The sequence below is a fragment of the Flavobacterium flavigenum genome (assembly GCF_027111255.2).
GTDB classification, from domain to species: domain Bacteria; phylum Bacteroidota; class Bacteroidia; order Flavobacteriales; family Flavobacteriaceae; genus Flavobacterium; species Flavobacterium flavigenum.
On sequence record NZ_CP114285.2, the window covers coordinates 2,566,827 to 2,580,439 of the forward strand.

At 33.6% G+C, this 13,613-nt stretch carries 9 protein-coding genes; 3 read left to right on the plus strand and 6 right to left on the minus strand.

The features are described from left to right. Positions 1-67: 67 nt before the first annotated feature. Both OZP09_RS10445 and OZP09_RS10450 read right to left on the minus strand, forming a co-directional pair. Positions 68-1,264 carry a hypothetical protein gene (locus OZP09_RS10445; RefSeq protein ID WP_269237731.1) on the minus strand — a complete coding sequence of 399 codons (1,197 nt, stop codon included), beginning with the start codon at positions 1,262-1,264 and terminating at the stop codon, positions 68-70. Positions 1,265-1,469: 205 nt separating this feature from the next. Beyond that, on the minus strand, positions 1,470-4,286 hold the full coding sequence (locus OZP09_RS10450) for a TonB-dependent receptor (protein ID WP_281310725.1): 2,817 nt from the start codon (positions 4,284-4,286) through the stop codon (positions 1,470-1,472). Positions 4,287-4,519: 233 nt separating this feature from the next. Here OZP09_RS10450 and OZP09_RS10455 point away from each other — a divergent pair, with 233 nt between their 5' ends. The 3 genes from OZP09_RS10455 to OZP09_RS10465 all read left to right on the plus strand — a co-directional run bounded on the left by OZP09_RS10455 (position 4,520) and on the right by OZP09_RS10465 (position 7,929). After that, entirely contained in the window at positions 4,520-5,203 is a 684-nt protein-coding gene (locus OZP09_RS10455) for a response regulator transcription factor (RefSeq protein ID WP_223682154.1), read from the plus strand. Positions 5,204-5,383: 180 nt separating this feature from the next. Beyond that, a complete protein-coding gene (locus tag OZP09_RS10460) occupies positions 5,384-6,463 on the plus strand; it encodes a sensor histidine kinase (RefSeq protein WP_281310726.1) in 1,080 nt (359 codons plus the stop codon). Positions 6,464-6,630: 167 nt separating this feature from the next. Continuing rightward, positions 6,631-7,929, plus strand: a complete 1,299-nt coding sequence (locus tag OZP09_RS10465; protein ID WP_281310727.1) for a porin — start codon at positions 6,631-6,633, stop codon at positions 7,927-7,929. 2 nt (positions 7,930-7,931) lie between these two features. Here the strand turns inward: OZP09_RS10465 and OZP09_RS10470 are convergent, their stop codons facing one another. The 4 genes from OZP09_RS10470 to OZP09_RS10485 form a co-directional block, all read right to left on the minus strand. Then, on the minus strand, positions 7,932-9,002 hold the full coding sequence (locus OZP09_RS10470) for a glycosyltransferase (protein WP_269237735.1): 1,071 nt from the start codon (positions 9,000-9,002) through the stop codon (positions 7,932-7,934). A gap of 197 nt (positions 9,003-9,199) precedes the next feature. Then, positions 9,200-9,715 (minus strand): hypothetical protein, encoded by a 516-nt coding sequence (locus OZP09_RS10475; RefSeq protein WP_269237736.1) that lies wholly within the window; start codon positions 9,713-9,715, stop codon positions 9,200-9,202. A 64-nt stretch (positions 9,716-9,779) separates the two neighbouring features. Then, the gene (locus tag OZP09_RS10480) at positions 9,780-13,211 is read right to left on the minus strand and encodes a DUF8818 domain-containing protein (protein WP_281310728.1); all 3,432 of its coding nucleotides are present in this window, start codon (positions 13,209-13,211) and stop codon (positions 9,780-9,782) included. Between the two features lie 101 nt (positions 13,212-13,312). Beyond that, complete coding sequence (locus tag OZP09_RS10485) at positions 13,313-13,540, minus strand: DUF5808 domain-containing protein (RefSeq protein ID WP_269237737.1); 228 nt, start codon at positions 13,538-13,540, stop codon at positions 13,313-13,315. Positions 13,541-13,613 lie beyond the last annotated feature (73 nt).

The window sequence follows — 13,613 nt, forward strand, 5'->3', positions numbered from 1 at the left end:
CAAAAATTACACCAAAAAAAAACATCCTAAGTATTTAGGATGTTTTTAACATTATATTTTAAGTGAATTATTTGATCAAGTTAACACCGTCAACTGTAGCCCAAGCTCCAGGAGTTAATGAAGCTCCAGTTGCAGTAGTGCTAGTTGTCCAGTTTGTTAAAGGAAGAAAACTAGCTGCAGATAATGTAAAAGTAGCTTGTCCTGAAATGAAGGTAATAGGTGAGTTGGTGATTTTTACGTCTTTTAATTTAATTTTACCACCAGCAACTTGATGATCATAAGTAACTTTATCCAGTATTTGTAGTACACCACCATTAAATGCAGTAGGAGTAGTTTGACTAACATAACCATCAATTACGATGTTGCTGAAATCTCCATTTCCTTCTTTTTTAAATTGAAAAGCGTCCAATTGAATTTCTTTTTGTTCTTCAGTAACCGTACCAGCAGCTCTTTTTAGAGTGATGTTAGTTACTTTTGGGAAATAAGCATTATCATTTGAAGAAGCTTCAATTTCCATACCATAGTTTCCTTTGTCAATTTGGTAAGCATACCAGTTACTATTTGCCTGACCTTGCCATCCATCTTGCCAGTCAAATGAATCATCATAGTTACCGTAAGAGATAGCATTAGTCATACTTACAGTTCCTCCAAAGAATTCGAATCCGTCATCAGCACCTTTGTAAGATACTAAGTGATCTAAAGTTGTTCCTGAACCTACTGAGTAAAAAGTAAAACCATTGTTTTCTTTTGCACCGTCAGCTAATTTTGAACCAGCATATTCAACTCTTGTGTAAACTAATGAACCACTATTGTGAGCTGCATTTGTTCCTCCGTATGAGATGTTATTTCCGTCTTCTGAAGTAGAAGATGCTTTTCCGCCAGCTACATTTACTGGAGCATCACCATAGATTATGATTCCTCCCCAAGATCCTGGAACCTTAGATTTTTCTGTAAATACAACTGGTTTATCAGCAGTTCCTTTTGTGATTAATTTTCCATCTTTTAATACAACTAATGCATTGTCGCCAGTTGCTTTGTCTATTGTGATGGTTGATCCTGCCTCAAATGTTACTGTAACGCCAGAGTTGATTTTTACAATTCCTTTTAAAGTGTAGTTCCCATAAGCATAAGTAACGTCCTTAGTTATTGGTCCTGTAATTTCACCAGTAGCAGGAGGAGTAACTGGAGTTGAATCGTCGCTGCTTGAGCATGAATTTAAGAATAACCCTGTTACAAGTGCTAAAGCTAAAAATTTTGTTTTCATAAGAGTGTTGTTATATTTTATTTTCACAAATGTATAGGCTAAATTCAAGTTGTGGGTTATCTCAATATTACTTTACGGTTATCAAAATAAAAGTTTAATGTCAAGAAAATGTTATGTGTTTTTTGTTCTGTTGATTTTAAACTCAATTTGCTTGTGTATAAAAAAAGCTCCAAAAATGGAGCTTTTAATAATTGTTTTTGTTGTTTTAAAAAGTATAACCAAATTTTAACGAAAACCCAACTCCTTTTTTGTAACTGTTAGCTAATAATGATTCTTCGTCAACTTTTATGGTTCCATTATTTCCAAATTCCAATTTTCGTAGTGGATTTAGTAAGTTGTCAGCAGTAAATTTCACATCAAAGTGTTCTGAAATTTTACTTCCCCAAACAAAGTCTAATTGCTGTACCGGCAATTCATAAGTATGATCCTGACCATTTGTTCCTACAGCATATATTCTTTTTCCAAAAACACCATAAACTAATGAAACAGTATTTGACCAGTCTTTGCTAAAATTAAATTCATATTTTAAATCCGAATTTACTAACCAGTCTGATGCCCCTTGTAACGATCTTGATTGATGCGTTTCTATAGAAGGTTTTACGGTAATAATTCCGTCTTCGTCTATAGATTCAAAATTAGGGCTTACAGTAACTTTAGATGACATCAAAGTAGCATTTAATCCCCATGAAAAACTACCTAAGCTTTCGCTGATTCTTTCTAGTCCAACAAGAAGTTCAGCTTCTATTCCATATAAATTGGCACTGTCAGAATTTAGAAAAGTGGTAACCGTTCCTGTGGTTGCGTTTGATATAAAAGTTTTTTCAATTGGATTGATAATATGTTTTCCAAATAATCCAACAGCAATCATTTCTTTTGCAGTTGGGAATAATTCATATTTTAAATCAAAATTGTAATTATCGCTGTTTTTCAAAATTGAATTTCCTTGAGTAGATGTTCCATCAGCATTGATGAAAGATATCGGGAAAGCCTCCATGATAACTGGTTTAGTGTATGTTTTACTTGCTGCAAAACGAATGTTAGAAGTTTCAGTCAACAAATACTTCAAATTTAATGAAGGTAAGAAATAGGCATTATCATATTTTAATATTTTGAAAGGAGCATCAAAGGTACCTAATCCTCTGTAATGAGTTTCTTTAAGAGTACTTTCAAATCGAATCCCTGCATTTACTTCAACTTTCTCTCCAAATTTTAAAAACAAATTAGCATAGCCTGCATTAGCCATTTCGTTAAGCTTAACTTTGTAAGTAGCATTAGAATTTTCGCTAAAAGACATTTTATTGGCTAAAATATCGTTGTTTATTTGAGTATCTACATTATTTATGCTTGAAGAAAAACCATCATTACCGGTACTTGAAATAAAACGGTATGAAGATTCCATCATAGATCCGTTGCCATTATATCCTATTGTCAATTTGTTTTGTTTGTCATTTTTTCCGAATTTCAAATTATACTCTACCAATGCTGAATAAAATGAATTGCCATCTACAGTTAAATATTGACGCAGGAAATTATTTCCTCCATAAGAAGTACTTATCAAATCATCACCAGTTTTAAGACCTGAGAAAAACTTTCTATCTGGCTGTTCATATTTTGTGATTGCATATGAAGCTCCGGCTTTGATAGTTTGATTTTTGTCTTTGGTTAATGCATATTCACCTAATAATTGGCCATTTAAATAATCACTTTTGTCTAGCTGATTCGTGCGTATAAATCCATTTTCAGCAGCTGTCCCTCCTGAAGGTCCGTACTGGTCTTTTATAGAGTTTAAGTTAGTTCTGATGTATAATGTGTTAAACGATAGTTTAAGCCTGTCAGTGCCATAGTTTAAACCAACTAATGCAGAGTTTGTGGTTTTGAAACGATAATCAGTGGTGATAAAGTTGTTTACATACTTAGATCCGGAAGACTGTAAATCGATAGTTCTGTCAACCCCTTCTCTTATCATAAAACTATTATCGTAATTAATAGAGAATAAGTAAGAAAAAGTACGATCGTTGCTTAAATTAAATTTTTCAGCATGCAATAAGTTTAAACTTGAATTTAAAGGAGCTTTTATTTGACTGACATCAAAACCTTTATTACCACTTATTGAATTTAATGCCTGATCTGTTGTGAAAGTTTGTCTCGTTGCCTGATTTCCAAGAAAACCTGGTAACTCTCTGTCTTTTCCATTAAATCCAAAAAAACCTGCGGCTGTATCTGAGTCAGATGATAATAAGAAATCTTTAAAGCTGTTTCCGGTTGTATAACCAGCTCCAATGTTTATTTTCGTAATACTTTTTGTTGGTTTTGAAGTTTGAATATTAAAAGTTCCACCAGCAAAATCTCCGTAAATATTTGGGTTGAATGTTTTGTATACATCAATAACGCCTACAATGTTTGTTGGAAATAAATCTAAAGGAATAATTTTTGAAAAAGGATTATTAGTAGGTGCTGATAAGTCATTAACCAATAAGTTATTGTAACGATCTTCAAGACCGCGTACAAATAAACCTCTTGATCCTACTTTAGTAATTCCTGTAATTTTAGTTAAACCTTCCTCAACATCGCTAACTCCTTTTCTGGACATTTCTTGTGCGCCGATACTTTGTTTAATAACGACAGCATTTTTTTGTTCTAAAAGTAAAGCTGTTTCTTTTTCTCTGTTTCCTCCTGCTGATTTCACAACAACATCTTTCAGTGTGTAACCTCCGGCAGATAATACCTGGTTAACAGTAATTGTTTCGTTTGCTTTAACCGTAACAGGCTTTTCTACAGATTCATATCCAACAAAACTAAAAACAAGAGTATAGTCTCCCGGATTTACGGATAAGGAATATTTTCCGTCAATGTCAGTGTTGGCACTAATGTTGGTTCCTTTAATTAAAATATTTGCAAAAGGAAGTACTTCATTATTAGTTTCTTTATCGGTTAATACACCAGAAATCGTACCTTTGTTTTGTGCGATCGAAATCGTACAGATAAATAATGTAATAAATAGAAATTTTAAATTGAATTTCATTTCAGTGTTGTGTTTAATTTATTTTGGTGCAAAGAAATACACACACTGTAAAGTTCATGTTAGGCACTTGTTATGTTTTTGTGTCTTGTAGATTATCAAATTGTTACCAGATTAAATTACCGTTAACACGACTTTTTAACCGTTGTTTTTATATTATATTTACCATCGCAATTCAAAAGCATCAAATCCATAACACATAAAATTTGATGTAAAAATTTCAATTTTTGTTATTTATGAAAAAAACACAAACCAAGATTTTGTTAGTTGATGATGAGCCGGATATTCTTGAAATTGTAGGGTACAACCTGGCCCAGGAAGGCTACCAGATTGTTACCGCTTCAAATGGAAAAGAGGCAATCACAAAAGCTCAGAAAGAATTACCGGAACTTATTATTATGGATGTAATGATGGCCGAAATGGACGGGATGGAAGCTTGTGAACACATTAGAAAAATTCCGGAATTAAATAACGTTATCATAACATTTTTAACCGCAAGAAGCGAAGACTATTCTCAAGTAGCTGGTTTTGATGCCGGTGCTGATGATTACATCACAAAGCCAATAAAACCGAAAGTCCTGGTAAGCAAAGTAAAGGCTTTGTTAAGAAGGTTAAAAGAACAGGTAGTAATTACAGATACTTTAAACGTAGGTGGAATAGAAATCAATCGTGAAGAATACAAAATCATTAAAGATAATGTTGAAATTTCCCTTCCGAGAAAAGAATTCGAATTATTCTATTTACTGGCTTCAAAACCCGGAAAAGTATTTAAAAGAGATGAAATCTTAGATAAAGTTTGGGGAAATGAAGTGGTAGTAGGCGGAAGAACTATTGATGTACACATCCGAAAATTACGCGAAAAAATTGGCGAAGACCTTTTTAAAACCATAAAAGGAGTTGGCTATAAATTTGAAGCTTAAAAATTCAATATAAATTTGAACCCTATAAGTCCTGTAAGTTTAGTAAATTTATAGTGCTCATAACTTAACTGAAGTCAATCTTTGTCAAAGTTTATTTGTCAAAGATTGACTTTTTTAAATGAACTTACAGGACTTATATGGTGAAAAAATATTTCCTTAATTGTTTATTTTAAAATTTAAATGAAAATCAATTTCAAAAAAACATATAGATTCGCTATCAAGTCGGCATTATATATAAGCTTGTTTACAACAGGATTTGTATTACTGCTGATGAATATATTCTATAAAAACCAATTAAAGTATCAGGCAGGATTTGGAATAATCTTTTTGATTTCAGTTTACATCTTTTCATTTCTTGTACTTCAGTATCGTGTAGAACGCTTTATATACAGAAGGGTAAAAAAAATCTATGATGAGGTTTCTTTACTTGAATCAACACCTCTTATCAATCAACCCATTACAACTGATATGGAAACGCTTTCGCGTGAGGTGAAAAAATTTGCTACCGATAAAAAACTAGAAATCGAGATGCTTGAAATCAGGGAACAATATCGACGAGAATTTTTAGGAAACGTTTCGCACGAACTTAAAACCCCCCTGTTTACTGTTCAGGGATATGTTTCGACTTTGCTGGATGGCGCTATGGATGATAAAACCATTCGGAAGAAATACTTGAAGCGTGCAGAAAAAGGAGTAGAACGCCTGATTTATATCGTTGAAGATCTTGATATGATCACCAAATTAGAATCAGGAGATTTAGATTTGAATTTTACGGAATTTAATATTGTTGAACTGATTCAGAATGTTTTTGATTTATTAGAAATGAAAGCTGATAAAAAGAAAATCAAATTAGCATTCGAAAGCAAGAACGTTCAATCCTTAATAGTGAAAGGGGATAAAGACCGAATTCAGCAGGTTTTGGAAAATCTGATTGTGAACTCAATTAAATATGGTAAAGAAGGAGGCTTGACTGAAGTTGGTGTGGTCAATCTTACCAAGAAAAAGGTCTTAATTCGTATTAGCGATAACGGAGAAGGGGTTGAAAAACAAAATATTTCACGTTTGTTTGAACGTTTTTACAGAGTTGATAAAAGCGGTACCCGCTCTGAGGGAGGTTCTGGTTTGGGACTGGCAATTGTAAAGCATATTATCGAAGCTCACAAAGAGAAAGTATATGTAGAAAGTGAATTCGGAATTGGTTCTGAATTTTCTTTTACGCTCGAAAAAGCAATTAAAGCAACAAAAACCGAGGTTAAATAATTGTAAGTACTGTTTTTTTAAAAGCCCTAAAACAAGGGTTTTAACGATAAATCAACATTAGAATTCGGTCCATAACATTAAATTTTTATTATAATAACATCTGGTTAATGATTTCTTAACATAGGTGGTTACATCTTTGCATCCTGAAATTAAGGGCAATAGAAAAAATGATAAAAAAAATAATAGTGGCAGTTTTAATACTGCTTACCTGCGGATTACATGCACAGGAATTGAATAAACAGGATGTGAAAAACGAAGTAATGCGTATTTTAGATTCAATCAATAAAGCAAAATTACCTGATACTAAATCCGGGGGCGGTGTCGAAGAACACTGGTATGACAAAATCTCTTTAAGAGGTTATGCACAAATCAGATACAATGGTTTGTTTTCTACAAATGATAAAGTTTCCTGCGACCAGTGTGATAAATCATGGGGAACAACTTCTACAGATCCGGATGCAAAAGCAAACAACGGGCTTTTTGTCCGTCGTGCACGTTTAGTGTTTTCAGGACAGGTTCATCCAAATGTGTTCTTCTATTTTCAGCCGGATTTTGCCAGTTCACCAGGCACCGGGCTTAATAACTTCGTACAGATTCGTGATTTGTATTTTGATCTTTCATTTGATAAGAAAAGAGAATATCGGGTGCGAATTGGCCAGAGTAAAATTCCCTATGGATTCGAAAATATGCAGTCCAGCTCCCAGCGTCTGACGTTAGACCGTGCAGATGGTATAAATAGTGCAATAGCAAATGAAAGAGATTTAGGAATGTTTTTTTATTGGGCACCAGCCGAAATCAGAAAGCGTTTTGAAATGCTGGTAAAAGATGGTTACAAAGGTTCAGGTGATTTTGGGGTGTTGGCTTTGGGAGCTTATAACGGGCAAATAGCCAATAAAATAGACGGGAATAGAGATTTAAATGTTGTAGCAAGAGCTACTTATCCTTTTGTTATAGGGAACCAGATTATAGAACCCGGAATTCAGGCTTACACAGGAAAATGGGCTTTTACCGGAGAAATTTCATCAGGAGTTGTAGTAAATGGAGATCCTAAATATATAAAAGATGAGAGAATAGGTGCGACTTTTGTTTTGTATCCAAAGCCTTTTGGAATCCAGACTGAATATAATATTGGAAAAGGACCGCGTTATAACCCAACAACCAACTCGGTTGATGTTACAGATTTAAATGGTGGGTACGTTTTGCTGAATTATAAATGGGACATTAAAAAACAGCATGTTTATCCTTTTGCCAAATTTCAATATTATGACGGAGGTAAAAAATATGAAAAGGATGCCAGAAGTTACGTCGTAAGAGATTACCAATTTGGTGTAGAATGGCAGCCAATTAAAGCATTTGAGTTAGTAGCAGAATACGTTATTGCCGACAGAACATTTGAAGATAGTGCCATTCCGGTTAACAGACAACAGGGAAATTTATTGCGGTTACAGGCGCAGTTTAATTTCTAAATTTACTTCTCAAAAACAGTAAATAACAAATCCCAGTCGATTTTATTTTCAAATTCGGATAAACCTTTAAACGATTTTACTTTTGAAAGATCTTCAATAGTAAAGTCGTTTTGCGTTGCGTAAGGTACCAATTGTTCTTCCTGAAGTTTTATGGCCAGATATTCCTGCTCGTATTGACCGGGAGTTGGAATAAAAAAAGCTTTTTTACCCAGTTTTGCCAAATCCATAACGGTAGTATAACCTGAGCGGCACAAAACCAAATCACTTTCATTAAATGTCTGTTCCAGCTGTTTGGTATTCATAAAATTGTAATACGTCACATTTTTGATCTGCTGTTTGGTTTGTGTTTTTTCGACAATGCCTTTTACAAAAACAATTTCACCTTTGTATTGTGTAATTTCTTCCTGCAGTTTTTCTTCCAGCAACGTACGCTGAGGCTCCGGACCTGACAAAATAATCATTAGGTCATATTGTTTTGGAGTGTCTTTTTTACGCATTCTGCTCAAAGGCCCAATATATTTCAGGTTTAGTTTACTTTCTTTAAGATGTCCAAGGTTGCCTGTCAAATTTGGATCTCCATCTGTATCAGGGATCCAGCATTCATTATATTTTTTTATAAAATACTGATGGCATTTACTGGTAAACTTTGTCGTATTTCCTGTCATCACATTTAGCTGATGTGTAATAAATACCGAAGGCACTTTTTTACTGAAAACCCCTAGCCTATTATCTGAAATGATACCATCTATATCATATTTTTTGATCCATGAATTCACTATTTTCTTTTCATCCACAATAGCGGCAATCATTTTAGGTAAACTTTTAATCAGTTTCCATTTAAAGTTTTTGCCATTTTTAGCATATTCAATATGATAAGAAGGGAGTTCTAAAGTCTGAATATATGGAAATTCTTTTTGCAATAATGCCAAAGCAATGCCATCTGAAGCAATTATGGGAATATAATTATTTTCCTGTAATGCTTTAATTATAGGAATGCATCGGGTTGCATGGCCCAATCCCCAGTTTAAAGGAGTAATTAAAATAGTTTTATTGGCAGTATATTCGATGCTCATGTGTAGCGATTTTGAAACGAAGATAAAAAAATCCTCTTTTTTTGTTATTTCGGATACATTACTAAATTATTAACTCTAAAGTTCGAAAAGCAAGGCAAGTAATATTAAATTTTTGGAGAATTTCTTTGTTTGCATTCATAAAAAAAGCCCGGACTTCTCAATGGAGATCCGGACTTATCTGGTCAGACATAAAGTTTTTAATCCTGAATATACGTTTTGTTTCCGTTTTTGTTGATGTAATATTTTCCTCCTTTCGGGCCGGTATAGACTTTTTTACCATTGTATTCACCGGTAACTTTATCGGCTACTTTTGGTGCCCTTTCGTTAGTTTCTTTTAAAGTTTTACTTTTTGCAGCAGATTTTTTAGCCTTGTCAGCTGCGGTTTTAGCTTTTGCAGCTTCTTTGTTTGCTGTACTTTTTGCATTTGTGGCTTCCTTAGCAGCATTTTTTGAACTCGCAGCTTCTTTTTTAGCTTTTACAGCTTCTTTATCTGCATTGTTTTTTGCATTTGCAGATTCCTTTTTTGCTTTTTCTGCTGCTTTTTTAGATTTTTCAGCTTCAGCTTTCGCATCAGCCTTAGCTTTATCAGCGTCTGATTTGGCTTTTTTTGCAGAAGCCTCAGTTTTGCTCTTAGTTGTTTTTACAGCTGTTTCCTGAGCATAAAAAGGAGATGAGAATACAACTATAAAACAAAGTAATACTAATTTTTTCATAAGATTAGGAGTTTAAAGTTGAATTAAAATTAATCAATTTTGTAATAGCTTTTTCAGTAAAGTGCTAAAAATAAGCACGAAGCTGTATGTTCCCTGTATGTACGGTAACACCTGTTTCACTTTTACGTCCCTGATAATTTAAATTGACGTCTAAAAACTGGGTTATATTTTTCTGCAGAAGTAATTTCCAGACTAAATTTTCACCAGCCTGAAGTCCTTCGAGCATTTGAAATCCAACTGAAGAAAATTCATTTCCAACGAATTTATTTTCATAAAAAGAGAACTCTCCGTTCACTGTCACTTTTTTGTCTCCGGCATACGAAAATGAAGTTCCTAAACGGTTTTGTGTTAAGGTTTCAAAATTTCCAATCTGGTTTTCTTTTTTCTGCAATTCATAAAAGAAGTCAAGACTGGTGTTTTTCGAAAATAAATAACTGATTTTAGGGGCGACTTGAAAACCGGTTAAATCATAATTTTTCTCGGTGAAATCCTCTGATGTCAGTGAAGTTTTAATTGTTTTTGTAAACAGATTAAATAGCCAGCTTTTTTGGTACAAATGCGTGTATTGTAGCTGATGGGAATAGTTTTTTACAGACTGAGAACCAATAGAAAGCAGGTTTTTTCCATTATTAATCAGATAAGAATAAGTGACAGAATGCTTTTGTTTTCCCCGGTTATAAAACAAACTGTTCCTGAAACTCGAATTCAGTCCTAAGATATTTTCTTCTGAAGAATAAAACGGATTCAGTTCAAAATTATCGCCATCACTTTTCACTTTTCTATCCAGAATAAAAGAGGTCTGGTTATAAAAATAAGATACTATTTTTTTGTATCCTTTTTCATTCTGCCATTGCAAAGGGTTTATCGTAAGCGACTGTGAAAACTTGTTCTGGTTGGTTTTGATGTAAACCCGATTGGGTAAAAAAACACGAATGAATTTTGCCTGATCCGGAAAAGGTGCTATTTCAAACTCTTCCAGTTCCTGGACATTATTGCCGTTATAATCATTCCACGCATATACACCCTGACCGGCAGGAACTTCCAAATAAGTATATTCCTGCTGTGCAATCGTTCCGGAACTGGTTTCGTAAACGGTTCCGATTTGAAGAAATTGATTAAAAAAACGGTCATTATATAAAATTCTTGAATTCAATGAAGGCTCACTTTTTCGATTGGTGTCAGTAAAGTCTAATTTTCGATAACTGGCATAAACGGCTAAATCTGTTTTTTTGTTCTGAATCAGTTTAGATTTTAAAAAATACGTTTGAGAATTGCTAACATGCTGCAATAATCCGTTTTGCAAACTATCGTTTTTTCTGCGCAAATAACCCAGTTCTACAAAAACTTTGGTGCTGTCCCCTCGTCCAACAAAAATGCCATATTCTGAAAATCGCTGGCTAATTGTCGAAAACTGGTTCGTAGCCTTGTCTTTTTCCTGATTGTCTTCTATCTGGATATTGCCGCCAACCCAGTTTTTGCCAAAATGATATTTGGTTTTGGTAATGTTTCTAATGAATTTTGAAGTAGAAGCTGTGGCATCACTGCTCAATAAACTGCCCTGATTTTCGATAGTCCAGTTCTTTAATTTAAAAAAAGCGGTAGAAGTATGTCGGTTTCCGGAATAACTTTCGGTAAAATCCAACTTTTCAAACTGATAAGTAAACAATCCGATATTGGTTGTTTTTTTCTTCGAAAACAAATCAAAATTTAAGCCTGCGACTAATAAACTCTGATCACCTAAAAGTGTTGTATTTAAATTCCAGTCCCTGTTGAATTCGATATTATACAAACGTTCGACCGATTTAAAATCTTTCTCTACAAATTGATAGTTCGCATAACCATCCAAAGTCCAGTCTTTCGTAAAAAGGCGTTTTTTGGTGTTTAATTTTAAAGCGATTCCGTTGTTGTCGCCATCATCAAGGTCTGAAAACAGATTCTGGTCATTGTTACTAATTCCAATTTCAAAATCAACCAGTGTTTTTTCGTTCGGATTGTACTTTCCTGAAAAAGTTGCTATCTGAAGTTTCATCGGTGCGACTAATTGTACAAGAGGTTCGTAATTTCCCTGTTGAATTCCGTTTACGGGAGCTGTATATTCATAAATCCGCTCAACTGAATTGGTATTTTTAATTACATAATTTCCAGAGTTTGCACCTATAAGACTGAATTTTACATTATACAAAACATCATCAGGATTATTGGAGTACTCGTAAACTTCAATGCCATTTACAATTGTTTTTTTATATAAAATTTTCTTATCAGAAAAGGTGTCTTCATACGCTGACGGTGCTTTCATTAAAGTGGCATCATCTCCGGCCTCACCTATAATCTGAACTTGTTCCGGAGAAAGATTTTGCTGCAAAGGCTGATTTTTTAAATCATTTTCAGAATATAAATAACCGGCAAAACTCCAGCTTTTATTTTCATGGGAAGCCCCGGCATAGGTTAACATACGATTGTAGTTGCGGTCTGAATACTGGTATTCGATATTGATTCGCATTTCAGAAGTAATCGTAAAAAGCGATGTAAAAACAATTTCCCCGGCATTGTAATCAATCACATAATCATTATTTTCTCCTCTTTTGAGCAAAATGCCATTTACATAAACTCGTTCAGATCCTGAAATGACCAAAACGTACAATTCGCCATTTTGTCCTTTTAATTTATACGGACCCTGATTGCCTTCCTGTCCGGTAAAAGTACTTTTGGCGTATTGACCCTTTGCAAAAGCTACAGATGCAAAGACATTAGTCTTATTGTCTTCATCGCCAAAATCAAAACTCGCCGAAAGTCCCTGAACTTTTTTATTGAAACTTAAAAATTGCGTTTTCCTGTTTTCTAAAAATACATCTCCTGCACGAATATTCCAGTCGTCACTGAACAATTCCATAAAGATATTATCAAACTGATCGAGTTTTTGAGAGTAACCGCCTTCCTGCAATGGAATATTATTGTCCTGAAGCGATGCCCTAAGACTTACCTTGTCAGATATTTTACCGGTAATCTGAAGGTCTAAATTGGAGTTTAAAACCGTATTTTGATTGTTTCCAATGGTAACCCCTCGTGTAATACTTCCTGAAGTATTCAAGCCATCAAATGGAGTTATTTTTTTAGAATTCGAATGGTCTATTTTATATAATTTTTCAGAGCCAGCATCGTTACTCACTACCTGACTGGAATTATAAAGACTGTATTCTTTGGTTAAAAAATCAGGGTATTTTAAATAATTAACCGTTAAAGTATCTGTATCCGAACTAATATTTTCTTTTAAAAGAAGATGTCCTTTTTGAAAATCAATTTTATAAAAAATTGAATCTATAGGTTCATTTTTTGAATTTAAAAGCTGAAAAAAACCGGAATTGATACTCACATTTTCCAAATGAATCGTATCTCTGGTGATCTTTACCCTTTTGGTTTTATAGAGCAAATCTGTTTCCTGGGCCTGAAGTCCTGAACAACAAATTAAAACCAATAAAATCAGTAATTTTTTCAGCATAAATACTTTAACTCTAAAAAGCCAAAAGTAGTATTTATAATTGGGAAATGTGGTGTGCGCTGTTTTAGTTTCGACAGCTAATAAAGTATAATTTATGAAAATTAATGAGCAGACAGTGTGAAGATTAATATGACTGAAATCAATATTAACATTACAATTGCTGAATTAGGATTTGCAAAGTTTATTGTCCATCCAAATTCTTTGATTTTTTTGGGTAGATATAATCTCGGGTCTTCTGGATTATAATAAAATATTCCCCAAACCCAATTGTCCGGATCATTATGCCATCTGTTTTTGGTTTCTTCACTTGGTTCATAATCGTTATTCATGATTCATATATTTGTTTGGTTATCATAAAGTTAATTTAATTTTTAAATAAAAAAAAGACAGTTGTAATTTTAT

Coding starts and splice junctions, on each gene's coding strand:
- OZP09_RS10445 (WP_269237731.1), bottom strand. CDS start 1,264: ATGAAAACAAAATTTTTAGCTTTAGCACTTGTAACAGGGTTATTCTTA.
- OZP09_RS10450 (WP_281310725.1), bottom strand. CDS start 4,286: ATGAAATTCAATTTAAAATTTCTATTTATTACATTATTTATCTGTACG.
- OZP09_RS10455 (WP_223682154.1), top strand. CDS start 4,520: ATGAAAAAAACACAAACCAAGATTTTGTTAGTTGATGATGAGCCGGAT.
- OZP09_RS10460 (WP_281310726.1), top strand. CDS start 5,384: ATGAAAATCAATTTCAAAAAAACATATAGATTCGCTATCAAGTCGGCA.
- OZP09_RS10465 (WP_281310727.1), top strand. CDS start 6,631: ATGATAAAAAAAATAATAGTGGCAGTTTTAATACTGCTTACCTGCGGA.
- OZP09_RS10470 (WP_269237735.1), bottom strand. CDS start 9,002: ATGAGCATCGAATATACTGCCAATAAAACTATTTTAATTACTCCTTTA.
- OZP09_RS10475 (WP_269237736.1), bottom strand. CDS start 9,715: ATGAAAAAATTAGTATTACTTTGTTTTATAGTTGTATTCTCATCTCCT.
- OZP09_RS10480 (WP_281310728.1), bottom strand. CDS start 13,211: ATGCTGAAAAAATTACTGATTTTATTGGTTTTAATTTGTTGTTCAGGA.
- OZP09_RS10485 (WP_269237737.1), bottom strand. CDS start 13,540: ATGAATAACGATTATGAACCAAGTGAAGAAACCAAAAACAGATGGCAT.